The 25,704-nt window shown below is 49.4% G+C and carries 24 protein-coding genes; 14 read left to right on the forward strand and 10 right to left on the reverse strand.

Going from position 1 to position 25,704, the window contains the following annotated elements; genetic code table 11:
* The 6 genes from IQ260_RS01400 to IQ260_RS01425 all read left to right on the forward strand — a co-directional run.
* Positions 1–114, forward strand: a 114-nt coding sequence (locus IQ260_RS01400; protein ID WP_193990147.1) for a transposase, incomplete at its 5' end; no start/stop codon positions are given.
* A 104-nt stretch (positions 115–218) separates the two neighbouring features.
* Positions 219–344, forward strand: coding sequence for a DUF933 domain-containing protein (locus IQ260_RS01405; RefSeq protein WP_322744872.1), 126 nt, complete (start codon positions 219–221; stop codon positions 342–344).
* A 36-nt stretch (positions 345–380) separates the two neighbouring features.
* The gene (locus IQ260_RS01410) at positions 381–854 is read left to right on the forward strand and encodes a VOC family protein (RefSeq protein WP_193990149.1); all 474 of its coding nucleotides are present in this window, start codon (positions 381–383) and stop codon (positions 852–854) included.
* A 122-nt stretch (positions 855–976) separates the two neighbouring features.
* On the forward strand, positions 977–1,816 hold the full coding sequence (locus tag IQ260_RS01415) for a GDSL-type esterase/lipase family protein (RefSeq protein WP_322744870.1): 840 nt from the start codon (positions 977–979) through the stop codon (positions 1,814–1,816).
* Between the two features lie 62 nt (positions 1,817–1,878).
* Entirely contained in the window at positions 1,879–3,099 is a 1,221-nt protein-coding gene (locus IQ260_RS01420; protein WP_193990151.1) for a 4-hydroxy-3-methylbut-2-enyl diphosphate reductase, read from the forward strand.
* A gap of 465 nt (positions 3,100–3,564) precedes the next feature.
* Positions 3,565–4,932 (forward strand): hypothetical protein, encoded by a 1,368-nt coding sequence (locus tag IQ260_RS01425; protein ID WP_193990153.1) that lies wholly within the window; start codon positions 3,565–3,567, stop codon positions 4,930–4,932.
* Here IQ260_RS01425 and IQ260_RS01430 read toward each other — a convergent pair.
* Positions 4,929–5,732 (reverse strand): ABC transporter permease, encoded by an 804-nt coding sequence (locus IQ260_RS01430; RefSeq protein ID WP_193990155.1) that lies wholly within the window; start codon positions 5,730–5,732, stop codon positions 4,929–4,931. The two genes, IQ260_RS01425 and IQ260_RS01430, sit on opposite strands and share 4 nt — an antisense overlap.
* A 287-nt stretch (positions 5,733–6,019) precedes the next feature.
* On the opposite strand from IQ260_RS01430, the gene psaD reads away from it, so the two are divergent.
* Positions 6,020–6,484, forward strand: a complete 465-nt coding sequence (gene psaD, locus IQ260_RS01435) for a photosystem I reaction center subunit II PsaD (RefSeq protein ID WP_193990157.1) — start codon at positions 6,020–6,022, stop codon at positions 6,482–6,484.
* A gap of 160 nt (positions 6,485–6,644) precedes the next feature.
* Positions 6,645–8,189, forward strand: coding sequence for an anthranilate synthase component I (gene trpE, locus IQ260_RS01440; RefSeq protein ID WP_193990159.1), 1,545 nt, complete (start codon positions 6,645–6,647; stop codon positions 8,187–8,189).
* A 48-nt stretch (positions 8,190–8,237) separates the two neighbouring features.
* Here trpE and IQ260_RS01445 read toward each other — a convergent pair whose 3' ends face one another.
* Positions 8,238–8,915: a glycerophosphoryl diester phosphodiesterase membrane domain-containing protein gene (locus tag IQ260_RS01445; protein WP_193990161.1), complete on the reverse strand. Its 678-nt coding sequence runs from the start codon at positions 8,913–8,915 to the stop codon at positions 8,238–8,240.
* 205 nt (positions 8,916–9,120) lie between these two features.
* On the reverse strand, positions 9,121–10,200 hold the full coding sequence (locus tag IQ260_RS01450) for a mannose-1-phosphate guanylyltransferase (protein WP_193990163.1): 1,080 nt from the start codon (positions 10,198–10,200) through the stop codon (positions 9,121–9,123).
* 346 nt (positions 10,201–10,546) lie between these two features.
* On the opposite strand from IQ260_RS01450, the gene IQ260_RS01455 reads away from it, so the two are divergent.
* Together IQ260_RS01455 and IQ260_RS01460 are read left to right on the forward strand one after the other, a co-directional pair.
* The gene (locus IQ260_RS01455; RefSeq protein WP_193990165.1) at positions 10,547–11,893 is read left to right on the forward strand and encodes an LCP family protein; all 1,347 of its coding nucleotides are present in this window, start codon (positions 10,547–10,549) and stop codon (positions 11,891–11,893) included.
* A gap of 12 nt (positions 11,894–11,905) precedes the next feature.
* Complete coding sequence (locus tag IQ260_RS01460; RefSeq protein WP_193990167.1) at positions 11,906–12,055, forward strand: hypothetical protein; 150 nt, start codon at positions 11,906–11,908, stop codon at positions 12,053–12,055.
* Between the two features lie 17 nt (positions 12,056–12,072).
* Here the strand turns inward: IQ260_RS01460 and IQ260_RS01465 are convergent, their stop codons facing one another.
* The 3 genes from IQ260_RS01465 to glnA form a co-directional block, all read right to left on the reverse strand.
* A complete protein-coding gene (locus tag IQ260_RS01465; RefSeq protein WP_193990169.1) occupies positions 12,073–12,771 on the reverse strand; it encodes a GDSL-type esterase/lipase family protein in 699 nt (232 codons plus the stop codon).
* Positions 12,772–13,003: 232 nt separating this feature from the next.
* Positions 13,004–13,204 (reverse strand): hypothetical protein, encoded by a 201-nt coding sequence (locus IQ260_RS01470; protein ID WP_193990171.1) that lies wholly within the window; start codon positions 13,202–13,204, stop codon positions 13,004–13,006.
* Positions 13,205–13,459: 255 nt separating this feature from the next.
* Positions 13,460–14,881, reverse strand: coding sequence for a type I glutamate--ammonia ligase (gene glnA, locus IQ260_RS01475; protein WP_193990172.1), 1,422 nt, complete (start codon positions 14,879–14,881; stop codon positions 13,460–13,462).
* Positions 14,882–15,727: 846 nt separating this feature from the next.
* Here glnA and apcB point away from each other — a divergent pair.
* Positions 15,728–16,237: an allophycocyanin subunit beta gene (gene apcB / locus IQ260_RS01480; RefSeq protein WP_193990174.1), complete on the forward strand. Its 510-nt coding sequence runs from the start codon at positions 15,728–15,730 to the stop codon at positions 16,235–16,237.
* Positions 16,238–16,559: 322 nt separating this feature from the next.
* On the opposite strand, the gene IQ260_RS01485 is transcribed toward apcB, so the two are convergent.
* Positions 16,560–21,143, reverse strand: a complete 4,584-nt coding sequence (locus IQ260_RS01485; protein WP_193990176.1) for an HD domain-containing protein — start codon at positions 21,141–21,143, stop codon at positions 16,560–16,562.
* 3 nt (positions 21,144–21,146) lie between these two features.
* The gene (locus IQ260_RS01490; protein ID WP_193990178.1) at positions 21,147–21,443 is read right to left on the reverse strand and encodes a Pepco domain-containing protein; all 297 of its coding nucleotides are present in this window, start codon (positions 21,441–21,443) and stop codon (positions 21,147–21,149) included.
* A gap of 98 nt (positions 21,444–21,541) precedes the next feature.
* Here IQ260_RS01490 and IQ260_RS01495 point away from each other — a divergent pair, with 98 nt between their 5' ends.
* Entirely contained in the window at positions 21,542–22,801 is a 1,260-nt protein-coding gene (locus tag IQ260_RS01495) for an FGGY-family carbohydrate kinase (protein ID WP_193990180.1), read from the forward strand.
* 92 nt (positions 22,802–22,893) lie between these two features.
* Here IQ260_RS01495 and petG read toward each other — a convergent pair whose 3' ends face one another.
* Entirely contained in the window at positions 22,894–23,007 is a 114-nt protein-coding gene (gene petG, locus IQ260_RS01500; RefSeq protein ID WP_006516887.1) for a cytochrome b6-f complex subunit V, read from the reverse strand.
* A gap of 447 nt (positions 23,008–23,454) precedes the next feature.
* On the opposite strand from petG, the gene IQ260_RS01505 reads away from it, so the two are divergent.
* On the forward strand, positions 23,455–23,865 hold the full coding sequence (locus IQ260_RS01505; RefSeq protein ID WP_322744871.1) for a cytochrome c: 411 nt from the start codon (positions 23,455–23,457) through the stop codon (positions 23,863–23,865).
* 90 nt (positions 23,866–23,955) lie between these two features.
* On the opposite strand, the gene IQ260_RS01510 is transcribed toward IQ260_RS01505, so the two are convergent.
* Positions 23,956–25,014 (reverse strand): D-alanine--D-alanine ligase family protein, encoded by a 1,059-nt coding sequence (locus IQ260_RS01510; RefSeq protein ID WP_193990182.1) that lies wholly within the window; start codon positions 25,012–25,014, stop codon positions 23,956–23,958.
* A gap of 345 nt (positions 25,015–25,359) precedes the next feature.
* Between IQ260_RS01510 and IQ260_RS01515 the strand changes: the two genes are divergently transcribed.
* Entirely contained in the window at positions 25,360–25,683 is a 324-nt protein-coding gene (locus tag IQ260_RS01515) for a hypothetical protein (RefSeq protein WP_193990222.1), read from the forward strand.
* Positions 25,684–25,704: the final 21 nt, after the last annotated feature.

Below are 25,704 nucleotides of genomic sequence, written 5' to 3' on the forward strand. Positions count from 1 at the left end.
ANCTTTTTCGCTAAGTTGAAGCAATACCGGGCGATTGCAACGCGGTACGATAAGACAGCTCGCAATTTCTTGAGTGCTGTTCATCTCGCTGCTGTTGTCATTTGGCTTAATTGATGACACGCCCTAGCATAGTTAGGAAAATGACCGTTCAATTCTCTTATGGTCCGTACCTCTTCTAATTCATCTGGTTTGAATATGAAGCATTCCTGTTTTCTGATATCAGAAACGATCTAGTCGAACACGGCTCCATGAATGCCGCCAAGGAAAAAGGCTTACTTCGTAGTGAAGGAAAAGACTACACCGTTCAAGAAGGTGACGTCATGCTCTTTAGGTTTAATGTCTAGAGGTTTAATGCCTAGCCCAAACCCAATAAATATGGCATGAATACGGACAGTCCCATCCCCTCTAGCCTGCACTTAAAGCGGCCTTGTCTGCTGGTGGCCGATTTAGAACGCTCACTCACCCTGTATCGTGACTGCTTGGGGTTTACCCTCGACTATGTGGGGAAGGCCGATCCTGATTCATATCTTTATCCCGTATTTCGCCTCCCAGCAGCAGCCCAGCTAAGATTTGCCGCCCTCAGTACAGAACAAGAACCCCGCGCCTTAGCCTTAACCGAAGTTCAGGGGAGTCCATTACCGGCGGCATCTGTCCCCCATCGGGGTGCTACCGTGATTCGAGTGCCCTGCCTGGCTGAGATCGTACCGACGCTGCGGTCGTTAGGTTTGTCCCCGATTAAAGCCAGCTCATTTACCACCCCACCCAATCTAGTCTTTACAGAGCAAGCTGTTTGTGACTTCGATGGGCATTTGATTGTACTGTACGAGGTGCAAGGCTCGACTGATCAGGGCTAGCCCGCCGCAACATCAGAATATCTAGTTCAGCATTTGTAAATAAAGATCTACCGACAAAGACTATCTATCCATGGCGGATCCTATTAGAATCTGTCCAACGCTTTATCACTTGATCGGACACTGTGGCTAAACGGTTTCTGAAATTTCCGTTCACAATTCCCTCCTGGGCCATCCTCTCGCTGATGATGAACGGGGTGCTGTTTATTGCGCTTCTTGTTATCTGGCAAGAGAAATCTGACGGTGGCGAACCATCCGTACTGCCCCAGGCTAATGCAGCCTATGCCGACCATCCCACCCCCGCCGCTATCACTACAGCACCAGCAGGGGGTCGGCAGCGACTGACCTACCAGCAGTGGGTCACCCTGTTAGGCCAAGAAATAGAGACGATGGCCGCCAAAAATCCAGACCATCTGACTATTTTGCTGGGTGACTCCTTGAGTTTATGGTTTCCAGCAGAATTGCTGCCGGGCCGCCGGGTTTGGATGAACCAAGGTATTTCAGGAGAAAAGACCCATACGCTCTTGAATCGACTGCATCTGCTGGATGTGGCCGATGTGGACACGATCTTTTTGATGATCGGCATTAACGACCTGATCTGGGGCCAGAGTGATCAGCAAGTGCTGACTAACTATCGCGACATCATGGACTACTTGAGCACTCATCACCCTGACACTCAAGTGGTTGTCCAGTCGATTTTGCCCCATGGAGCCGAAGCTGCCACCTGGGAAAGTCGCGCGCTGCTGCTGGAGCTGCCCAATGAGCGGATCAGAGCCATGAATAAATCATTACAGAAGATTGCTGAGGGATATGATGCCCACTATCTAGAGCTGTATCCGATTTTTTCCAACGGCGACGGCAACTTGAGACCGGACTTAACTACCGATGGTCTGCATCTCAACCGGGAGGGCTATCTGGTGTGGCGAGCTGCGATCGCACTTTACAGTCAGCTAGAGCTGCCGTAAAGAAAGGATAGGGATTCGGTACACTAAGTGTGTCTTCTGCCTTTTGCCCCTTGATAAAACCAATGGATACCAAAGCATTTCGCCGTAGTCTCAACAAGTCTGATAACTACTACCGCAATCAGGGCTTTGGCGAAAAAGAGCAAATCGCAGCCCAGATGAGTGATGAATATCAAAGCGACTTGATTCAAACCATCCGCGACCGGGGATACTCCTATACCCAAGGGAATGTCACCATCAAACTGGCCAAAGACTTCGGGTTTTGCTGGGGGGTGGAGCGAGCCATTGCCATGGCCTATGAAGCTCGACAGCATTTTCCCAATCAGCGCATTTGGATTACCAACGAAATCATCCATAACCCTGGGGTGAATCAGCGGCTGCAGGAAATGAATGTGCAGTTTATTCAGGTCATTGACGGCGAGAAGAATTTTTCAGTCGTCGAACAGGGGGATGTGGTAATTTTGCCCGCCTTCGGAGCTAGCGTTGACGAGATGAAACTCCTCAACGATCAAGGCTCCACCATTGTGGACACCACCTGTCCTTGGGTCTCGAAGGTATGGACAACCGTAGAAAAGCATAAGAAGAAAGCCTTTACCTCAATCATTCACGGTAAATACAAACACGAAGAAACCGTCGCCACTCGGTCCTTTGCCAGTACCTATCTCGTGGTCCTCAATTTGGACGAGGCTCAGTACGTCGCTGATTACATCCTTAACGGTGGAGACCGTAACGAGTTTCTAAGAAAGTTTGCTAACGCCTATTCCCAGGGATTTGACCCCGATCAAGATTTAGACGCGGTGGGCATTGCCAATCAAACCACCATGCTCAAGGGGGAAACGGAACAAATTGGCAAACTGCTAGAGCGTACCATGCTCAAAAAGTATGGCCCCCAAGCCCTCAATGACCATTTTTCCAGCTTTAATACCATCTGCGATGCCACCCAGGAACGGCAAGATGCCATGTTTGAGCTGGTTGATATGAATATGGATTTGATGGTGGTCATCGGCGGCTTTAACTCCTCCAACACAACACACCTGCAAGAAATTGCCATTGAGCGAGGCATCCCGTCCTACCACATCGATGGTCCCCAACGGTTACTCCCCGGTAATCGGATTGAGCACCAGCCCCTACACCAAACTGTCACCATCTCCGAAAATTGGCTACCCGCAGGCAAAATCGTCATTGGCATTACCTCAGGAGCCTCTACACCTGATAAATCAGTAGCCCAAGTCATCCATAAAATCTTTCAACTCCAGGTAGAACTGCCAACACCTGCCACCGTGTAGGCCTCCGCTCCAGGGGACGATCGCCGGATGAATAAGTCGATGCTGCCAAGCAATAGGGTCTTTATAGCCACAACAGCAGCTAGAGAGGACGCATCAAGCAGATGATCACCGCTTACAGCTCAAAACCGTCACTAAACGCCCTCAAGCGTCCTAAGTGGCGGCGGACAGGGGTTTTTCCCTAAAATAGGGGAAGGGGTACGTGACGTTATCCACGTCTGCGCCCTTCAGGGTCAGCTGCTCGTTGACTACCCATCCCGTTTAATCTCACTAGATTAAAACAGTTAGATTAAATCCTTGTTCTCAGTCTATGGAGGCCATCCGTCTTTTTAGGCATAGGCAATACACGCTGTAATGCTTGAGGTGTAGCTTCCGTAGGGCCACGGGTGCATTACATTCAAAAATCGTTGATTCTTTTAGGTAGACTTAGCTGACACTCTTAAGTTCCTGATTGAGTTCCTGGTGATTATGACTCGCACAGATATCCAGAATGCCCAGCACATCCTATATGACTTCTTTTTGTACAGTGTTCAGACAGAACCTGTGGAAGCTGTGTTGGGTACATTTCGCCGCTTATTTGTAGAGTACACCGAATCATCCACTGAATCCGAACTCCCGGTGGCGCTATATTCTATTGTGATCGCCAACAGTGAGCAGCAGTTTCTCTTCACCCTCAAACGTGTCTGCTATATCTTGATCAATAACTGGGGTATTCAGCGGCGACCAGACGCCATCAAAAGTTTAATCGCCATGTTTGACGACCGCATTCTAATGCGGCCAGGGGTTTCACTCATCCTCAAACGCCTGCGCGGTTGGATGCAGGACTTTGTTCACAGTCAGGATTTTCAAGATCTCAAGCTGTTTGCCGCCCGCTATGAACAGGATGAGCATTGGAGCAGTCGCTACACCTCTTATCTTTTAGCCCCTCAATATCTCAATTTAGATAACCCCCTGGAGCAGCGCGAAGCAGCTCGTAATCTATCGTCACAGCTCAAATCAAAGTTTCGGTTTGATCTGGCGATGTATACCGCCAAATCCCAGCTCGAATCGTGCGTCGCTACCGTGGACAACCCGACGGTGCTAGGGGAAGCTGCCATTAATTTGGTGAAGATGCTCCTGATCCAACCAGGGCAGTTTAGCTATGAGAACCTGGCCAATCTTTTGCACAAACAATGCCAGCAGCTTAACTATTGGGACTTTAAACGGGCGCTATTGCACTATCTGGTCTACGCCTTACCGACTAAACCCATAACCTTTTCCCTCAAGGCAAAACTACCTGACTCTGTCCTGCCCCTATACAGACATAACAATTCAGAACCGATCACAGAAGCCTTGATTTTGCGCACCTGCAAACGTGTGGTGGATGTCCTAACATCTGAAGATGGAGAAAAGCCTTCAACTGTTTTTAGTATGTTTCTGGCCCAGGGTAACCCTCTGATACTGGTGGTTTTACTACTGAAGGTCGCCTTATTTTGTCCCCATGTGCAATCCCATTTAGAGCTGCGTATTGCCAGCCTTATTCGTTACTATGAGGCCTACTCAGAGGAGGATTGCCGCTGGGTGATCAACTTTTTTGAGGTGTTCCGCATTACCTTTGCGGTCTATGCCAGCGGCACCCTTTACAATCTTGTACCGGTTGCCCCAGGTGATTCGCCCGCATCCTCCCTCAGTGCCTATCGGATTTTCTCTCAGCTACGTGACCAACATTTTGAGCAGAACCAGGCCACCACACCACCAGAGAATCACCTGGCTCAGGATCTGCCCATACCGATGCCCCAGCTAGCTCCAGAGATGATGATGATTTCACCTCATATGCCAGACGCGATCGCAAGCTAGTCTTGCTGTCGTGCAAACTGACGGGCACCGTTAATCGACAGGGCCAGTGCAACTAGCAGCAGCACCGGGATCGAATACCAGGGAAACTGCGATAGGGGCTGGTAAGCCGCCGCCCGCAAACCAACCGTTGTATAGGTGAGCGGCAATAGATAAACAATCCCCTTAAGCAATGGGGGCAGAGTAGCCGGATCAAAAAACGTCGCTCCCAAAAACGACATCGGCACAATCAAAAAGTTATTAAATAGCCCCACACTTTCTAGGGACTGAACATTTAACCCAACAATTACACCCAGCCCTGCAAAAACAGCGCAGTTCAGCACCAGCAGCAGCAAAAACAGAGGATTGAGGAAACTCCACGGATCGCGGGTAAACAGCACCGCCACAAAGATCACCGACCCAGCCGTCAACAGCCCCCGTACAATCCCCGCCAGCATCTTACCTAAATGCATCGACAGCGGATGAATCGGAAACAGCAGCATTTCCTCAAAGTTTTTTGTAAACAGGCGCTCGCCACAAATAGAAAACGTGGTGCCCCCAAAGCTAATCACCATTGAGGACAGCGCTACCATCCCCGGCAAAATAAACTCTAAATAGCTGTCTCCCACAGGCGGCGGCGCTACTTGATCTAAGGAACTACCCAGACCCAACCCAAACGCCAAAATATAGATCAAGGGCGAAACCAAGCCCGATGCCGCCACTTGGGGAATACGCACACGCAAATCTAACCAGTCCCCCCAAAAGATAGTCAAACTATCGGCGAATAACGTTTGTAATGTGCGCGCTCTTAAAATTTTCACCATGGAACCGTCACCGTGGGGAGGTGAATTATTAAATCTATCTTTATTATCAACGGCAATGACCCAGTTTGCCCCACCTTATTTGCAGACAAGTAGCATACTAAAAATTTCGCCTGGCTGGCGTGGGCTGAATTATCCGTCCTCCGCCCAACTTGACAAAGTGCCACAGCACTGTAACGAAAAGGTGCATCCGAACTCTGAAGAACTGTTACACTTCCTCACAAACAGTGTAAATGGCGTCATGCACGGTGATAAATTGAGGAGCGATAAGGTTGAGAGATAATATTTTCATGTCTGAAGAAATTACCAAGACCGAAGGTACTGCGGCCCCCGAAGGCCCTAGTGGGAAAACTCCTATATTTGGTGGCAGCACAGGTGGTCTCCTCTCTGCTGCTGAACGCGAAGAAAAGTACGTTATCACTTGGAGCAGCAAGAAGGAACAGCCCTTTGAGATGCCCACAGGTGGTGCCGCCATCATGAATGAAGGCGACAACATGCTCTATCTTGCTCGTAAAGAGCAATGCTTGGCCCTCAGCCGTCAGCTTAAAACCAAGTTTAAGCCCAGAATTACTGATTATAAGATTTATCGCGTTCTGCCTAGCGGTGAAACCACTTATCTACATCCTGCCGATGGCGTCGTTCCTGAGAAGGTGAACGAAGGCCGTGAGTATAACGGTAAGAAGGATCGTCGCATTGGTGAAAATCCTGACCCCGCGACCATTAAGTTTAGTGGTAAGCAACCCTGTGAAGTGTAAGGATTTTAGCTGCTGTACCCAGCGTACACTGGCTTAAGCCAAACCATTATGGTTTCGAGGAGGCAGTCTATGGGCTGCCTCTTTTTTATGGGATAGTTTTCTGTATAGCAATTTCTGGGTCTAACCTGGATGTAGTTTGTGCCCACTGCCCCAAGGCTTCATGATTTTTCCAGATCTCGCTACATTTAAGCAGCTTGCCAAGCAGGGAAACTTTGTCCCGGTGTATCAGGAGTGGGTTGCCGATCTCGATACGCCTGTATCTGCCTGGTGCAAAGTATGCGCGGGCCAGCCCTACAGCTTTTTACTGGAATCGGTGGAAGGGGGTGAAAATATTGGTCGCTATAGCCTACTAGGATGCGATCCGCTTTGGACCCTAGAAACGAGAGGCGAGCGTACGGTCCAGCGATTTCGAGACGGTGCTGAGCAGGTATTTAAAGGCAACCCGTTTGATGTGTTGGCGGACTGTTTAGCGCCCTACCAGCCCGTCAAACTGCCTGAGTTACCCCCTGGCATTGGGGGGCTATTTGGGTTTTGGGGCTATGAACTGATTAAGTGGATTGAGCCGACGGTGACTATCCATCCGGCCAGGGCAGATGAGCTGCCGGATGGGCTGTGGATGCAGGTGGACAGTTTATTGATTTTTGACCAGGTCAAACGCAAGATCTGGGCCGTTAGCTATGCGGATCTGAGATCGCCTGAGGCGGATCTTGCTCAGGCTTATCAAGAGAGCTGCGATCGCATCGCCAACCTGGTCAACAAACTCAACCTCCCCCTCTCCAATCAGGACAGTCGCCTAGCCTGGACGCCACCGGCCAGTAATCGTGACAGTAACCCAGCGACTGAGCTGGCCTATACCAGTAACCGTAGCAAAGACGAATTTTGTCACAGTGTCGAAACCGCAAAAGCTCACATCAAAGCTGGGGATATTTTTCAGGTAGTCGTCTCCCAACGTCTCACCACAGACTACATCGGTAATCCCTTCGACCTTTATCGGTCTTTGCGACTGGTCAATCCCTCGCCATATATGGCCTATTTCAACTTTCAAGACTGGCAAATCATTGGCTCTAGTCCCGAGGTCATGGTCAAAGCCACTCGCGAAGAGGATGACCATACCCTCACAGCCGTTCTACGTCCCATTGCCGGCACCCGCCCCCGAGGCAAAACTACAGCCGAAGATGACGCCTATGCCGCAGACCTAATGGCGGACCCTAAAGAAATTGCCGAGCATGTCATGCTCGTGGATCTGGGCCGCAACGACCTAGGCCGTGTCTGCACCAGCGGCACCGTCAGCGTGGACGAGCTGATGATTATTGAGCGCTATTCCCACGTCATGCACATCGTCAGTAACGTCATCGGGGAGCTGGCACCTGGCAAAACCGCTTGGGACCTGCTCAAAGCCTGTTTCCCAGCAGGCACCGTCAGTGGCGCTCCCAAAATCCGCGCCATGCAGATTATCCATGACCTCGAACCCTGCCGTCGTGGCCCCTATTCCGGTGTCTATGGCTACTACGACTTTGAGGGCCAGCTGAACAGCGCCATTACCATTCGCACCATGGTGGTCGAAAACAAAAAAGATGGCTCCCACCGGATCAGTGTCCAGGCAGGAGCCGGTCTAGTCGCTGATTCAGTTCCTGAAAACGAGTATCAGGAAACCCTAAATAAGGCGCGAGCCATGCTAGAAGCCGTCAGATGCTTAAAGCCCTAACGCGCTTTATTCAAAAGTATTGCTTCAACCATTTCTTCAACGCAGCATCTACGCACCGAGTGGATTCACATCCTCGGCACCAGAAACTTGCTGCCCCTTGAGTACTTTGTAAACCATTAAGAGGGCCAACAATAGCACAGGGGTAATAGCGACTCCTACCAACCCTGTTACCAGGGCTCCAAACGCAGCATTCATAAAAATTACGCTGAGGATGATCACAGGTATCAGCAGTACGAGGGTAATTGCAAAGACTGGCCAAAAAATCTGCCACCAGCGGCCTTTAGTCAATGCCCAGCTTGCCGCAAGGGCCTCAGTGGGCGATTTATGCTCCAGCATGACCTCATACTGTGTAGCAAACAACCTGACAGCCAGATAAATTCCAGGCACCAACAGGAGCACCATACTGGGAATTAAAATAACCATCAATAGCAACGAAGTCAGAATCAGCTGCCCTGCCCGCTGCCACGCCATGGACAACGCTGTACTCAGATCTGCTTTTTCTCCAGTCAAAACGCGATTGGCCAATACTATACTGGCTCCACCTAAAATAGGCGCGACCAAAATAGCAAACGCAACGTTAAAGACCGCGCTAAGCGCTTCGCCAGGAATCAGCACCGGCAGAATATTCGCTGGCAGCGCTAGGATTGCAACCGGCACAAACACCGGTCCCACTTGGCTAAAGGCATCACGTAAAATTTCCCCTGGGTTCAAAGACGTTTGTGTCATAAGTGTGTCTCAACAATATTTTCGATTGTTCACACCTCCAAGGGTACCGTTCTGACTAGAAAGCCCTAATCCCAGCGTTTAAAAACGCAACATAGCCCCCAGCTGACCTGAATGTCACGTTTAGGGGCTATGTCGCAGTCTAATCATGGATGCTCCAAACCGCCTGATACTGCAGATGCGTCCATGAGAAAATGAGGTCGCCCATCTACAGCAGATGCAGGAATTTATCCTCTTTACCCAGGGCCTTGACCGCTTTTTTGATTTCCTGAGTGCGCTCTTTTTTCACAATCAGTGTGGCATTACCATCACGAACGACGACCACATCTTCTAGACCAATGGTGACGACCACTTCCTCGTCATCAGACGAGTAAACAATACAGCCGTTGGTGTCATGGGCCTGATGCTCACACATATCTACATTGGCAGCCTCTCCCTTCATCAGACGCTCAATGGCATTCCAGTCACCCAGGTCATCCCAGCCAAAGTTAGCGGGCATCACATAGGCTTTGGTGGTTTTTTCCATGACGGCATAGTCAATGCTGAGCTTTTCTAGCTCAGCGTAGGCATCCACACCTTTAGCCAGCAGCGGCTCCATGAGTTCCGGTGCATAGGTTTTGAGTTCGTCGATCATCACCCCAGCGGGGAAAATAAACATGCCGCTGTTCCAGCTGTAGCGACCGCTGGCTAAAAATTCTTCGGCAACGCTACGCTCAGGCTTTTCGGTAAAGCGGCTCACCCGGTACGCCGCTAGATCGCCGTACTGACCAGCAGCATCCCCCTGCTCGATATAGCCATAGCCCGTCGAGGGGAAGGTGGGCTGGATACCCAGGGTAGCGATAGCCCCTTGACTTTGGGCGAGGTCAGCCGCCGCCCGGATAGTGGCACGAAATTTGGGTTCGTCGGTGATGTAGTGGTCGGCTGGGAAGAAGCATGCGATCGCATCATCCCCATGACGCTTAGCCACTTCCAACGTTGCCCAAGCCACAGCTGGCGCGGTATCGCGTCCTTGGGGCTCCACCAAAATATTTTCCACCGGCAGTTCTGGCAGCTGCTGTTTCACACCGTCGGCTAAATGGGATGCAGTGATCACCCAAATCGCATCCCAGCCACCGGCTAAAGGCAATAAGCGGTCAGCCGTAGACTGCATCAAACTGCGACCGCTGCCGTCTAAACACAGAAACTGCTTGGGATTCTTCAGACGGCTTACCGGCCAAAAACGTTCTCCCTTACCCCCAGCTAAAATAATCGGCACTAATGTTGGAGTTTGACGGATAGGTTGTGTCATTGCTTACTTAATAAAGTTAAATTACGGCGTTAAAATGAGTTGACCTTATAGAGTTCTGAACAATATTAGCGATTACGCGTGACTCACCACCCGTAGACGGCTTAATATTAGTTAACTTCTCACCTATATGTAGAACGTATCAAAAGCTCCAAAAATTTCCGCTTTAGCCAATACCTACATAAAGCCTGACCCATATCCCCATAAAACCCACCGTTTAAGCCCGCCCTAAAACAGTCAATTCATGTTCTGACCCTTGATTTCGGAGTCCGTAAGTTAACTGTAGGCACCTCTATAAATTCATGGCTCAACGGGATATCCCCGAGACGAGCATTCCTATAATTAATCTATGTTTCCCTTTCCATCATCCAAGTCTGGCTCAAACGCTGAAAGCGATATGCCAAAACAACGTTCACTCCTGGGCAAGGCCTTTAGAGTCTTGATCTGGACTGGTATTTTTGGAACAACCGCCGTGGTCTCCGCAGCGGCAGGAGCGGCGTTTATACTCACCGTGCCGTTACCCAAAAGCGTGGGAGAAGTGACCGCCAATCCCCCCCTTAGCGATCTCTGGAAATCTGGCTTTCGCTATCAGGTCTCTCGTCCCGTGACGCTTTTGCTCATGGGTCTGGACGAAGCTAAAGATATCGATGGCGCCACCGAAACCGATTTGGTCGGTCGTACTGACACCATGCTTCTAGCCCGGATTGATCCGGACACTCAAGCCATTAATATCATGTCCATTCCCCGAGATACTCGGGTAGAAATTCCTGGCTATGGCACCGACAAAATCAACCAGGCCAATGTAGAAGGTGGCGCAGAACTCGCGGCACAAACCGTCAGCTATAACTTTAATCAAGTCGAAATTGATCGCTATGTGCGGGTGAGCACAGCCGCATTTCGAGAAATTGTGGATTTGGTCGGTGGCGTTGAGGTGTTTGTCCCCAAAGCCATGCAGTACGAGGACAAAACCCAAGGCTTAGTCATCGACTTAGAACCCGGTTGGCAAACCCTGAACGGTGATGAAGCAGAGCAGTTTGCCCGATTTCGGCAGGATAATCTGGGTGATATTGGTCGGGTGCAGCGGCAGCAGATATTGTTAAAAGCGCTGCGCGATCGCATGCTCAACCCCACTGTGATTACGCAACTGCCACAAATTGTCCGTATCCTGCAAAGTCACATCGATACCAACCTATCGACTGAGGAAATCCTGGCTTTAGCAGGTTTTGGTCTCCAGCTTGACCGCGAAGCCTTAAATATGGTGATGCTGCCGGGGCGCTTTAGTGATCCAAACGAATTTAACGCTAGCTATTGGGTGGCCGACACCAACAGTACTAACGATGTCATGCAGCGGTTCTTTGATGCCGAACCCGCTGCCGTCCTCGCCAATGACACCCCACAGCGTTCCATCAGCCGACTGCGAATAGCGGTTCAAAATGCCTCCAGGGATCCCTACATGGCCCAAGACGTTGCCGATCGACTGCGCAATGAAGGCTTTCGCAATGTCTATATCGTTGAAGACTGGCCCGATTTTAATCATCAGACCAAGGTGATTGCCCAGCGGGGTGATCTCAATGGAGCCGACTTTTTGGAAGCCATCCTAGGGATGGGTAGGGTCATTGCAGACTCCACAGGCGACCTCGAATCGGACTTTACCATTCGTGTCGGCGATGATTGGACTGAGCAAATGATCCAGTAATTCAGCGCGCCCATGACTCCGTCTCAGACCACTGACGCTGATAACGAATTAGCTGGATCGCAGCTATTCATATCCATGGGGGTATCTGTCCTCAGGCCAATTGCGATCGCGACAGTTTTAGCCTGTGTCTGGGTACTGTTATCGGCAAGTGCAGCCAGGTAGCCCCTGCTTGAAACGGCCTAAAGCAGTGCCTGCATTAACGGCTCCCAGGCCAAGATATCGGCCATCAGCGTACGATAGCCCAACACATTTGGATGCAGACCGTCACTACACAGACGCTCATTACACCAAGCGTCTCCTTGGGAGCGCCATTGCTGATAAAGATCTAGATAGGGAATCTGCTTGGCTTCACAAGCATGGCGCGTCATTTGGCTATAGTGGGCCTGGTCAGCATGGGAGAAGTGCAGGATATCGGCATAGGGCATGACCGCTTCATTAACGGGGACCATCCCCACAAACAGCGTCGGACAGAGCTGCGTGGCCTGGTCAAGTAAGCTATTGAGTTCCCGTGAAAAGTTCAGCTCATCCGTCATGGGCCGCCCTGTGGGTCGCCCTAGTCGGGCACTGTCATTTAGGCCCACCGACAGCACCAATAGATCGGGCACCTGACGGCGCAGTTCGCCCCGCAGTTTAAATTCTCGTTCTAGCCGCATCGACACCTGCTGGACACCATCCCCCCTGACACCCAGGTTATAAATAATCGGTCCAGGCTGAGCAGGATCCATCCACTGACGGCGCAGCCGCTCAACCCAGCCTCCGCCTTCGGTATCACCGTAGCCATAGACCAGGCTGTCACCTACCATTACAACCTTTTTAGGATGAATCGCCGGAGAGAAACCACTGGGAGCAGCAACAGTACGATTGACAAGAGCAGCCATAGAAAAGCTCAAAACTGGGTTGGAGGAATAACAGTACTAAAGCATTAGCCCAAACAACCAACGCATCAGCACAGACTTCCGCAAATTAACATTTTGTACTGCTTATTTTCAAATCTTTACAGCTGCCAGATCAAACAAAGTTCTCTATAAAGTGCCTTTTCATAGCAAAACCCAGGGTGCGATCGCACCCTGGGTAAAAATGATGAAACCTTTAAGTCAAGCGACGTAGCCGTTAGCTCATGGTGGCACCGCTGCGCCCATAAGCATGCTGAACATCGTATCTAGGTTTGCCCTGAATACGACTACCGGCACCAATTGAGTCCATGGGCATCCCCACATCTGCAGCAGCACGACTCAACAAAGAACGCTGACGATTGGTCACAGTATGGCGATTAACAACGGCATGCAGTCGAGCAGATTCTTGAACAGACATCTTTATTGACCTCCTAAGGATGTAAACCCACAGCACCGTGCGCGACGTCACATGTGCTTTCTGTTTCAAGTATAGACACAAATTCCGTATATTTCGATACTTTTTAGGATTTATTTCTGTGAATAAATATGTCTTTTCTTGCGTCTCACCATCGCAGGCCATCACCGGCCCCTGGAGTAAAGCCACAAAAAAACGCCAGTCCGAAGACTAGCGTTAAGCCAAACACAATGACTCAATCAAGCTGTGCTGTCTAAGTTAGCAGTCGTAGTAAAGCGCTAGCTCGTAGGGGTGAGGACGAATATCCATGGGAATGACCTCAGTATCGAGCTTGTAAGAAATCCAGTTTCGGATAAAGTCCTCGGTAAAGACTCCACCCTGCGTCAAGAACTCATGATCGCTCTCTAGAGCAGATAGCGCTTCCTTGAGCGAGCCAGGGGTAGACGCAATCTTAGCTAGCTCGTCAGGGCTCAGCTCATAGATATCTTGATCGATAGGCTCAGGAGGTTCAATCTTATTCTTGATACCATCAATACCCGCACACAGCATGGCCGCAAAGGCCAGATAAGGATTTGCCGTCGGATCGGGACAACGAAACTCTAGGCGTTTTGCCTTCGGGTTGTCGCCAGACAGGGGAATTCGAACGGCTGCAGACCGGTTACCGTTCGAGTAAACCAGGTTGACAGGCGCTTCAAAACCAGGCACCAAACGCTTGTAGGAGTTAGTACTAGGGTTAGTAAACGCCAACAAAGCAGGCGCATGCTTCAAAATACCGCCAATGTAGTGGGTAGCTAAATCGCTCAGCCCAGCGTAACGCTCACCCGCCATCAGAGTGTCGCCGTTTTTCCAGATGGACTGGTGAGTGTGCATCCCGGAACCATTGTCCTCGAACAGAGGCTTGGGCATAAACGTCACCGTCTTGCCGTACTTCTTACCAACGTTCTTGATGCAATACTTGTAGGTCATCAACCAGTCAGCCGCTTCAATCATTTCGCCAAACTTGAAGCCCAGCTCACACTGGCCGCCAGTCGCCACTTCGTGGTGATGCTTTTCAATGGGCACACCACAGTCTGCCATCGTCAGCAACATCTCAGTTCGCATGTCTTGAGAGGTATCTGTGGGAGCCACAGGGAAATAACCACCCTTGTAGTTAGGCTTGTACCCTAAGTTACCGCCTTCTTCATCACGACCTGTGTTCCAACGTCCCTCAACAGAGTCAACGTAGTAGTAGCTAGAGTTAGATGTCGTGTCGTAGCGAACATCATCAAAGATGAAAAACTCAGCCTCAGGGCCAAAGTAAGCAGTATCACCAATACCGCTGGACTTCAAGTAATCCAGGGCTTTTTGTGCGATCACACGGGGGCAACGGTCATACCACTCACCCGTACGAGGCTCTTTAATGGAGCAAACCAGGCTCAGGGTGGGTTCCTTCATGAAGGGATCAATCCAAGCCGTTGTGGGATCAGGAACCATGGCCATATCTGACTCGTTAATGGCCTTCCAACCACGAATACTGGAGCCGTCGAATGCCACACCGTCGGTAAAGCTACTCTCATCAATTTGGCTGCGATGCACCGTAAGGTGTTGCCAGATACCTGGCAAATCGATGAACTTTAGATCAATCATTTGAATGTCTTGATCGTTGATCATCTGCAAAACTTCTGCGGCAGTCTGGGCCATGAATCACTCCTTATTTATTCACTAGAACCGTTGTGGCTTTACGGTCAGAACAGGCCAACACATTCAACGGCGAAAGTATTAAACAATGCGTAAGACTTAAAATGTGGACCTGTTAGAAATTTTCTATATTTCTCATCCAAGTCATCCAAGCAACGCATATTCGGTAGATCCCCTCCATCAATGCTTGACTAGGGAAAGCACCTATCTCAAGTAGACTTCCACTATTCGCTAAGACCTAAAAATTATTAAGCTAACGAGACAGCTCAAACGCTACATAAACGCTACCGAGAATAGGCTATGGCAAGCCTGGAACAATCCTAGGAACAGTGATCCTCAGCGATTGTATCCCCTGTTACAAATTAAGTGTTTCTCTAGTATTGTGAGGCCCCATGAACTACGGGGGTCAATATGATTGACCTTTATTTTGAACGCCACCGCCTGTGGATACAGCCGAGGCTGTTTGAACTAACGACTCGATCTGTCCTAAATGCCCCATTAATTATTACGAAAGGTTGCGTATTGTAAAAATACTCGTGTCAATTCGCCTCTCAATCACGTGTATTGTCTGCTGTTTAATTCACCGTGGTAGACTAAATTTTGGTATTTAAGTGTTGGTAAGCGTTGCCGCTGGGGGCTTTGAGGTTCTAAAGGCAGCGACAAGGCACATGAAAAAATGCCTAGACAAGCAGTCAGAACGCTCTTGCGCTTGTTCTCATATTTGGGTCATGCCAACGTTTGGTCAGTGCTTGACTGATGAATTATATGGGGACTTTCATCCCTGGCTTAGTTACAAGTTCCTACTTGATTTTTTGAGTCGTACATTAATCGCACTGGGAGAAAGATTTCATGCGGGATACGGTGACGGGTTTAATCAGCACCTACGACATTACGGGTCGTTACCTCGATCGCAACGCTATCGATTCTTTAAAAGATTATTTTGGCAGTGGCACCGATCGAGTTCAGGCTGCTGCCTATATCAGTGCAAATGCTTCTAGCCTAGTCAAGGCTACAGGCGCTGCGCTGTATGAGCAGGTACCAGAGCTACTTCGTCCAGGGGGTAATTCCTACACCACTCGACGCTATGCAGCCTGTTTGCGGGATTTGGATTACTATCTGCGCTACAGCAGCTATGCGCTAGTAGCGGGTAACTGCGACGTGCTGACAGAGCGAGTTCTGAACGGTTTGCGTGAAACTTATAATTCGTTGGAAGTGCCTGTAGGTCCTACAGTTCTTGCCATCCAGCTCATGAAGGGTGTGCTGAAGGAGCAGCTGGAAGCTCAGGGTATATCTGATACGTCTTTTGTGGATGCTCCCTTTGATCATCTAACTCGTGAACTGGGCGAAGTCAGCGTTTAGGCTTCATTTACATCGGATAGACTTGCAAGGGGTTACTCGAATTTGAGTGCCCCTTTTTAGATGGCGATGGTTACCACCATTGTTAAGCTTAGAAGGCAGGTTCCGGACTTCGACTCCGCTCAGTCCTCTGCTACCAAGCAGGTGGACAGAAATATTACATCTCTAACGCCGCTGGCTTCGACTTCGCTCAACCAGCTCCATCTCTGAGTTTCAGATAATTGAGGGCTGAGCGAAGTCGTTCGTGTTAACGTCTCCAGCGGAGAAAGCCCGACCTCAAAAGATAATTATGACGCTCTAATTACTAGCTCTAAGGCTCTGGATTTTATTGATTTCTCTGTCCGTAGTCAGAGCTACTCTCAGGTGTACAGATCTGCCAGGCGCTTGGTGGACCTTTAGGTAGGGTCAAGCCGAGTACAGGAGCGAATCGCTGAAAGCGTTCTAGGGTAGATGTAAGCGGTTCGTTAAGAGCGAGTGCGGCTAGGATAATGCGCGTTGGGTGAACGTTGCCCTGTAGCAGGTCGTTTGAGCTTCTGAGTTCTTTGGTCAGGTGCTTGGAAAAGGCGACTACGTTATCTTCAGTATCGATTAGCTCTTGCAGCAGGGTTTGGTCTACCGGGGGGAGCTTGAGCCCGAGAGGCGTAAATTTTTGGAAGCGTTGGTAAACGTCAGCGATTGATTCGTTGAGGTTAACGGCTGCTGTGATCAGGTGGGCTGGAGTGACTTGGTCCGTGAGCCAAGTGCTGACGATGGTTGAATAGCTGGATTGGAATTCTTCGGAGAATGCGATCGCATCCTCCCGCTCAATCACAATATTCTTGACCGCATCAGGCTCCACATCCGGCAGTAATAACCCCAGGGGTCTAAATCGCTGAAACCGCTCCAAGGCTTCACTGAGGGATTCACCCACACGCCACGCCGCCTGCACGATCTGAGCCACCGGCAAATAATCCTCAGGCCAAGCAACTTTCTGATTGATACCTCCTATAGATAGAGCCAGAACATCTGTCTCAGTAGCTCGAAATTGGCTTAAGGCATCCAAGTCAACTTTTGGCAGTTGCAAGCCTATATCAACAAATCGTTCAAACCGGCTGAGCGTATTAGCAATTGGCTCATTTAATTTGTCTGCTACAAACGCTATCTGAACAGGTGATATAAAATCTTTTGTCCATGCTTCTTGACCATCCAATTGCTTAGAAAGGGCAATAATATCTTCCGGTGTTATTTTAATTTCTGTGAGTTTTTCTAAGTCTACATCTATAACTTTTAACCCTACTAACCTAAGTTTTTGTAATCGTCGGATCGTTTTTTCTATTGGTTCATATAAACGTGTAGCAGCTAGAACTATTTGAGCAGCGGATATGCGGGTTTCGCTCCAAGGTATTCTCCACTGTGTTTTACCTGCATCTGAACCGAAGGAATTTATCTCCCTTATTCTTCTTGAAAGGACAATTACGTCTTCTTCCTCAATATTTATTTTATTTATAGCTTGAAGATCTATAGCAGGAATTTTTAATCCCAGTTTGACAAATTTTTGTAGACGTTTGACTACAGCTACTAACGATTCATTCAAGATGTGCGAAGTATGGATAATGTGCGCTGGAGGAATAGATTCGTCGACACACTCCATCGAAAATCGTTCCGGATGAAGATCTGCTGATAACAGTACTCCATCACCAGGTTGAGGCTGTGGAAAGTTTTTGAGTGGTATTTCTTTTGTTAGCTCATCTAACAAATTTCCTGGAACTTTAAATAGCCCATGCTGACTCCACAAAATTACTCGGTAAGGTAATAGCCACCAGGGACTTGGAAAATGAAGAGTCCTTCTAATTGAGGTTTCATAATTGAAATAGCACAGATAAAGGTCGGGCGAGAAACAACCTAGTTGAGAAACGGGCACCTTTAACTGATTTAAATTACTGGTACTTGCAATCATCAATGGAATTCTTATCTCTTCATTAGATATTATCTCCACAATTTTTAAGGCTACCTGTGGCTGTTTTCTCTCCAATTTCCAAAGTAAATTGAGGTCTAAATATTGCCAGCCCAGTAACGGTTTAATAGCCTTCATCAAGGACTCACGAACCCATGAACGATCCCATTTAACAATTTGCTTACGATCAACCGTTAATTTGGGTAGATAATCTTGACGTAGATTAAAAATAAATCCGGGTTGAGCTTCAGCTGTCCATAATCCATCAGACAGAATGCATCCATTTCTTAAATGCTCATATTCACTTTCTGGTACCCACCAAATATCTGTATCCCCTATATTCAGACAGTAGCTGTCAGGATAATAGGGATGTCTCAGCTGGTTTGGCAGCCAAATCTCATATCGCCCAAACTGTTTAACTTCGGTCTTAAACTCAGCTACCCACAGTAATTTTCGTAGAGTCTCAATACAGGAAATCAGCTGACCTTTATGATGCGTGCGATTGAGATATAAGCGTACTCGGGTACCCGCATCGTTTCCTAATCCCAGCTTTTGAACACGAAATAGACCACTGCTCCCTGGCACACGAATCTGTAGTCTTTGGCCAGGGTTTCCATCACGGTCTAACCGACAGGTTTCCACTTCGATTTCATCCGCCAGCATGAAGTAGCTCAGAACTCCGACGCCAAACTGGCTATTAGGGTAAAGCTTGATAGGAGGATCGCATTTGCGCCATTCAGCCTGCTCTTCAATAAACTCTGGTAAATCAGCAAATCGACGTCCGGCCCGAGCAAAACATTTCGACAGGTGGGTCATGGCCATACCAATACCGTTGTCTTCGCACTCTATGTAGGCGCGTTCGTTTTCATCCTTGCCCTGACGAAATAGGATACGTCCTTCCCATTCTTGACCTGCTGACAATGCTCCTGTTTGCTCTAAATATTGAAGCCGTGCCTGCCGATAGCGACAGGCATCCAGAGCATTTTGGTACAGCTCACGAATGGCCAGCATCGGGTCACCATAGAGCTGCTCACCCATCAGCAACTCCCGCACTTCATCATGGGCCAGCTGAAATTTAACGTGAGGAATTTGATAAACCGGAGCCCCATCCGCCTGTTGAGCAGCTGCTATGCCGTCGGATTGCAAATAGGCTGGCAGCCCCGTCAGGGCCGCCATGCCGCCATGGTTATCGGCCACGCACCGCAGCATATGGGAAAGCACGTCGTCCAGACTTTTAACATAATCAGTCAGGGCTAAATCAATGGCTGGATGATGACAGGTGACCGTTAGAGTACGCCCCCGCCCCATCGGATTCCATCGGGCTTGATTGATCACCTGGAGGACCTGTTCAGGAGTTAGGGGATCCGCCAGACCGATGTGATCCACCAATACCTCCGGCAGCTTACGGATATCAATAGCTAGCAGCTCCGCCAGCTGCAGCAGGTAAGCCACTATCTTTTCGCGAATCGTCTGCTCTTCTCGATAGGAGCCAACCACTAGCCTATTGTGCAAAGCATTGGAGCGCTCATCATTGTCGATGCGCTCCAGATCTGCGTACATGCAATAGGCCAGTTCGAGCAGACGCTGCGGTTTTAGGGTTTCTCTAACTAAGCGTGATTGACCCTGGGCGCTCCCGAGCGACGTGAGCAGTTCATCTGCCAGATAGCCTCCTTGGGATGCGGGCAGCCAAACTTCCAGGGTTTTGAATAGACACTGATGCAATAACCAGGTCATCACCGTATCTTTGTCGCTCAGGCGGTTTTGGTCCTGCAGTCGTTTGGCTTTGCGCTCAAATCGCTGCTGGGTTTGGTGAATTTTTTCCAGAGCCTGCCGTAGCTTACTCGCTGATTGAACTCGCTCCAGAGACAACGGAGCAACTGCTGCAGCCTGGACAATGCTACTGGCCAAAACGGCTTCACGTACAAAGGGAACCGCAATCACCAGAGCAATTTCGGCAGCTGACAGCTGGATAGCAGGATTCGACCACAGCACCAGCATTTCTAGAGCTTCTAGCACTCGAATCGGTAATCTTTCATCCCGCCAGGCGTCGTCTGGAAAAGCCCTGATTGCCGCCTGCCACTGCTGCCAACAGACACCTACTACTCTGCTAACTTCATTTTTGAGAGCATTGGCCGGGCAACAATCATGGATACCTGTTTCGGGCCAGAGAGAAGACTGTAAAACAGCGTCTGTCCACGGGGCAATCGTTGCTTGTTTAGCTGTAGCGGCACTATCACAAATAATTCTGGCAGTGATATCGTCTCCTACCGCACTTTCATAGGCACGGTATATATCTTGTGGGCGTCTACTGTTTTCAGTAATCAGCTCAGCCAATCTACGCTGAGTCATGTCTAAGACTTCGCCTAGCTTAGTGGCCGGGTGGTTGACATCTATTACGGCTGCCAAGGCTGTAGAAAATAAGCTAGCACCACGTTCACTGGCTACGTACTGGCTGACCTGCCCCGGACCGCAGGAAAACACCAAAACATAGCTGCGATGATGGGCTTTTCTAATCTCTCCACGACTCCAATTGGTTAAACCAATGTCCTTGGTGCCCAGTTTGACGCCATGGCGACACGCATCGATAAAAAACACAATGGTCTTGGCGTCGCACTGATCAATGGCGTCGCTCATAGCATCTGGCGTAATCAGATATTGCACAAAGGCCGGATCATCAAAATCAGCATCTGAGGGCAGCAGATAGTCATTGCCCTCATAGTGAATGCCATGGCCAGAAAAATAGAGCAGCAAAACATCCAGACCTTTAGCATGGAGTAGTTCCTTGCGAAAGGCTCTCAGTAGCTTATTTTGGCCAGTTTGCTCGATACCGTCTGTGCCCATTGTTCGCACACTGTAGCCAGATTGTTCGACAGCGGCATGGAGAATTTCTAAATCACGGCGGACAACGGGTAAATCTTCAAGGACACTGCTTTCATATTCAGGAACTCCAACCAGGAGGGCTCGACGCTTTTGCATTCGCTACTCCGAAAACGTGAGGGTGATGGCACCGGTTCCACCCAACTTAGCTGTCCCTACCAGTTCGATGCCACCTTCAGCGGTGACTTCTACCTGAACTGTTACTTCTTTTAAGCGAAAACGCCCCAATTCCTGAACATCGCTGAGCATAGATGCCATTCCCTGACAGACGGAACTCAAGTTTTTGCGCAGTAGGTCTGTGGGTAAATCACGCACTGCGATCGCAGTTTCAACTGAAAACAGACCTTTTACCGGCTCGTCATCGTCCGGCAGACTGACCAGAAACGGAATGGTATCCATGGGTTGTTCACTGAATTTGTCTACTCAAATATAGTTGATGTAGTACAGGCGCAGAAAATATCAATAAAGCTGGATTGAGCGCGTTTTATTTATCCTAAATGACTGTTTTGGAAAGCTTTTACCTGGGAATTGATTTTGGGACTTCAGGGGCACGGGCGATCGCAATTGACTCCCTAGGACAGATCATCGCCGAAACTCGCTGCCAGTACCGATCAGACGCACCTAATGCAGACGATTGGAAGCACACACTATGGACACTCCTCGACCAGATACCGGGCAACGTGCGACATCAAATCGGTGCGATCTCAATTAATGGCACCTCCGCCACGGTTTTACTGTGCGATCGCAACCACCGCCCGCTCACACCGCCTCTTCTCTACAACGATGCCCGTGGAGGAATTCCAGCAGTAGCCCCAGTTAGCAGTCCAGCCCATAGCGCCACCTCCAGCCTGGCTAAAGCCCTGTGGTGGCTAAAGTATTTACCTGACAATACTCTGACCCAGGCGCAGTATCTGGTACACCAGGCCGATTGGTTAAGTAGTCTGCTCCACGGCCATCCTGGCATTAGCGATTACAACAATGCCTTAAAGCTGGGATACGATCCGCAGCACTTAACCTATCCTGACTGGCTGCAGACGCTAGAGATTGGCCCATGGCTGCCGAGGGTCTTAGCTCCAGGAGATGTAATTGCGCCGATTCAGCCCGAGGTCGCCCAGCGTTTTAATATTTCGCCTACCTGCTTAATCAAAGCTGGCACGACAGATAGTATCGCAGCCTTCCTCGCTAGCGGTGCCAGTCGTCCAGGTGACGGGGTCACATCCCTAGGCTCCACACTTGTGCTAAAGCTGCTCAGTCCCATAGCTATCAATGACACCGCTAGCGGTGTTTACAGCCATCGTCTAGGGCAACAATGGTTAGTGGGTGGTGCATCCAATACCGGTGGCGCGGTGCTGCGCTACTACTTTGACGATGCTGAGCTGCGCAACCTGAGCCAGCAGATTGATCCGACGCAGACCAGTGGTCTTGATTACTATCCGCTGCTCACTAAGGGCGAGCGGTTTCCCATCAATAACCCACAGCTGGAGCCCCAGCTGAGCCCCCGTCCGCAGGCACCTGCCAAATTTCTGCACGGACTACTAGAAGCCATGGCCCGGATTGAAGCGTTGGGCTATCAAAAACTGATGGCTCTGGGGAGTGGAGATGTCAAACAGGTCTATACAGCCGGTGGCGGAGCCCAAAATACGGCCTGGCAACAGCTGCGATCGCAGGCTTTGGGTATTCCCATCGTCCCAGCCAGCCACACCGAAGCCGCCTACGGGACTGCTCGATTAGCGGCGGGACTCATTCAGCTGAATTAATCGAGATCATACCTGCACACTAACTACACCCTAAAAAGCCAGCACCTATAGAAAATGCTGGCTAACAGTTGCTAGATAAAATCCAGTCAAATCTAAAAGTTGAGCTGATCGCCACGACGATACTGCATATAAGCCGCTACAAACAGACCGGCCAATGTAACCGGAATTAGGCCTAAAACAATCCCCAACAGCAAAGGTTCAATCACGCTGCGTTTCCTCAATGACTTACAAAGCTTACAGAAGCAGTGCTACACATTACTTCTTCTACCTTTATATTAAGCCATTCCTTTACTTGAGCCTAGGGCACATCATCAATTGCCCCTAGAACAGTGGATGCATGGGGCATATAGCGCAGCGCCCAAGGCAATTAAACTACTTAGGGTCTGTGGGCTAGGACCTGTGAGCCAAGAGGTTTAACGTCAATTCATAACAGACCTCAGTGCCCTAAGATGTCTAGACATCCATAAACGTACCCATAGCTAGCCTCCCAATTTTCGTGGATTATCGATGAAATCTCCGTCTCACCTAAGCCATAGCTTAAGCAAAGCTACAGATTTCACACCCATTTTTTAGTCTGAATGCCTTGCAATGGCTTATAAGAAAACTTTAAACTATGTATCATATGCGTAATAACAAAGTGTTACGTTTTGCCTGTGACCCAAAACACGATCGATAGTCCATCTCTTTCTCAGCCGTCAATGGAGAACCAGAACAATCGGCTGGTCGTTCAGTTTGCGTTAGCAGCAACCACTATTTTTTTATGTGTCGTTCTTATTATCTGGGGTATCCATCGGGTACAAGTTTCAGACCCTTATGTGCATGATGTTCTGGAGTCTACTGCCGATCTTGAACGAGGACAGCAGCTATTCTGGCAAAACTGCGCCATGTGCCACGGAGTAGATGGCACTGGAGAAGTCGGTCCAGATCTACAGCATGTGTCTGAACGCAAGTCACAGGTGGCACTAATCAAGCAGGTGATCAGCGGCAAGACCCCGCCTATGCCGCAGTTTCAGCCCAATACTCAAGATATGGCTGACTTACTCGTATTTTTAGAAAGTTTATAGGTCAAGCAAGATCTGAATTTTTAAGCTTTGAATTCCTCAAAGGTTGATTCGCATACAATCCAGCAATCATCAGCAAGCAGCCTCCCCTGTTTAAGACTGCTTGCCTGTGCGCTCCAGACCTAACTGAATCAACCGATCTACCAGCTGATCAAACTCCACCCCCGAGGCTTGCCACAACATGGGGTACATACTGGTGGCCGTAAATCCTGGGAAGGTGTTGATTTCATTGATAATCACCTCACCCATTGCTTCTAGATAGAAAAAATCTACCCGCGATAGACCGGCCCCATCGATCGATTGAAAGGCCTGAACGGCCTGCTCTTGAATCGTTGTAACGATATTGGCAGGCAGCGGTGCAGGAATCGCTAAATCAGCCTGACCACCTGTGTATTTGGTTTCATAGTCATAAAAATCTGCATCAAAGCTAATTTCACCAATCACCGAGGCCTGGGGGTTATCGTTACCCAAAATGGCACATTCGACTTCACGGGCCACTACGCCAGCCTCCACAATGATGCGACGATCGTAGCTGGCAGCACTATCAAGGGCAGCTTCTAGCTCTCGGCGGTCCTTAGCTTTTGCAATGCCGACGGATGAGCCCAGATTGGCAGGCTTGACAAAACAGGGATAGCCCAGGGCTTCTTCTATGTCGTCACAGAGTTTGGGAAACACACAGGGGTTGGAATATACCTGCGATCGCAACACCTCCATATACTTCACCTGGGGCAGCCCCGCCTGAGCGAACGCAGACTTCATTGCTAGCTTATCCATACCCACCGCAGAGGCCAGCACACCACAGCCCACATAGGGCACCTGCATCAATTCAAATACTCCCTGAATTGTCCCATCCTCGCCATTGGGACCATGGAGCACAGGGAACCAAAGATCTATATTGGTCGCCGCCGTCGGTATCCGCTCCACGGCTGACACCTGCACATCCACAGTGGGCAATGGTTCTCCTGACGACAGCACAGCCTGAGCATCCATCACCCAGACGCCATCCTTACGGATATAAACAGGCACCACCTCATACTTCTCGGCATTATCCTTAAGACCTAACCCTCGGGCAATCGCCTGGGCAGAGCTAATAGACACCTCATGCTCCCCAGAACACCCACCAAACAATAAGCCTATGCGCATCTTTGCCATGGAGTTTGCCCCTCTTGATTTATCGAAAATATTAAGGGGTTAGCCTATCACAGACCTAACTAACACACTACATAGGACAGCCATGCCCCCCTTCTCGTCTGACACAAAAAAATTGACAAAAAAAACTCCTAAGCCTTAATCAGGCTCAGGAGTCAGACATCAGGGTGCATCTACCAACTAACTGTCCACCCCATTCCTGTTATCTCCGGACAGAACTAAAAATCAAATGCAATTCAAGCATTCTCACCACAGGTCATAAGGAAGCATCAAGATTTCAGAGACTAGGTGAAAAAAAGAACATGACCAGAGATAATGCCATTGAACCTTTGACCTTCCTTGGGATCTGTGAAGTACTTTTTCTTGTCCGATGGCTGGACAACCGGCAGAGTGTGGGAGTTTGGCGGCCTGTGGAATGAAATCGCCTGGCAGCGTAAACCCATCATTAAAAAATTAGGGCTTTACATCGAAGAAGCCACAGAAAAATTATGGCTGTATCAGGTCGAAGACGATGTCCTCATGGTGGAAGTGATGCCCGAGGGCTCCACAGCTACGGCCATTGGCCAAGTTGTCCTCAAACGACTCATTACCGCAGAACAGGTCATTGATAAACTGTGTGAAACCAGCTTTAAAGCTGTCCCCGATGACAGTCCTATCCCTCAACAGCTCTAGCCGTTTCAGTTGACTGCACGC

Source organism: Leptolyngbya cf. ectocarpi LEGE 11479, assembly GCF_015207065.1.
In the GTDB taxonomy this organism is placed as follows: Bacteria; Cyanobacteriota; Cyanobacteriia; order Phormidesmidales; family Phormidesmidaceae; genus Leptothoe; species Leptothoe ectocarpi.

Coding starts and splice junctions, on each gene's coding strand:
- IQ260_RS01455 (WP_193990165.1), top strand. CDS start 10,547: ATGTTTCCCTTTCCATCATCCAAGTCTGGCTCAAACGCTGAAAGCGAT.
- glnA (WP_193990172.1), bottom strand. CDS start 14,881: ATGGCCCAGACTGCCGCAGAAGTTTTGCAGATGATCAACGATCAAGAC.
- IQ260_RS01510 (WP_193990182.1), bottom strand. CDS start 25,014: ATGGCAAAGATGCGCATAGGCTTATTGTTTGGTGGGTGTTCTGGGGAG.
- psaD (WP_193990157.1), top strand. CDS start 6,020: ATGTCTGAAGAAATTACCAAGACCGAAGGTACTGCGGCCCCCGAAGGC.
- IQ260_RS01460 (WP_193990167.1), top strand. CDS start 11,906: ATGACTCCGTCTCAGACCACTGACGCTGATAACGAATTAGCTGGATCG.
- IQ260_RS01485 (WP_193990176.1), bottom strand. CDS start 21,143: ATGCAAAAGCGTCGAGCCCTCCTGGTTGGAGTTCCTGAATATGAAAGC.
- IQ260_RS01470 (WP_193990171.1), bottom strand. CDS start 13,204: ATGTCTGTTCAAGAATCTGCTCGACTGCATGCCGTTGTTAATCGCCAT.
- IQ260_RS01410 (WP_193990149.1), top strand. CDS start 381: ATGAATACGGACAGTCCCATCCCCTCTAGCCTGCACTTAAAGCGGCCT.
- IQ260_RS01450 (WP_193990163.1), bottom strand. CDS start 10,200: ATGACACAACCTATCCGTCAAACTCCAACATTAGTGCCGATTATTTTA.
- apcB (WP_193990174.1), top strand. CDS start 15,728: ATGCGGGATACGGTGACGGGTTTAATCAGCACCTACGACATTACGGGT.
- IQ260_RS01425 (WP_193990153.1), top strand. CDS start 3,565: ATGACTCGCACAGATATCCAGAATGCCCAGCACATCCTATATGACTTC.
- IQ260_RS01420 (WP_193990151.1), top strand. CDS start 1,879: ATGGATACCAAAGCATTTCGCCGTAGTCTCAACAAGTCTGATAACTAC.
- IQ260_RS01490 (WP_193990178.1), bottom strand. CDS start 21,443: ATGGATACCATTCCGTTTCTGGTCAGTCTGCCGGACGATGACGAGCCG.
- IQ260_RS01430 (WP_193990155.1), bottom strand. CDS start 5,732: ATGGTGAAAATTTTAAGAGCGCGCACATTACAAACGTTATTCGCCGAT.
- IQ260_RS01495 (WP_193990180.1), top strand. CDS start 21,542: ATGACTGTTTTGGAAAGCTTTTACCTGGGAATTGATTTTGGGACTTCA.
- trpE (WP_193990159.1), top strand. CDS start 6,645: ATGATTTTTCCAGATCTCGCTACATTTAAGCAGCTTGCCAAGCAGGGA.
- IQ260_RS01445 (WP_193990161.1), bottom strand. CDS start 8,915: ATGACACAAACGTCTTTGAACCCAGGGGAAATTTTACGTGATGCCTTT.
- IQ260_RS01465 (WP_193990169.1), bottom strand. CDS start 12,771: ATGGCTGCTCTTGTCAATCGTACTGTTGCTGCTCCCAGTGGTTTCTCT.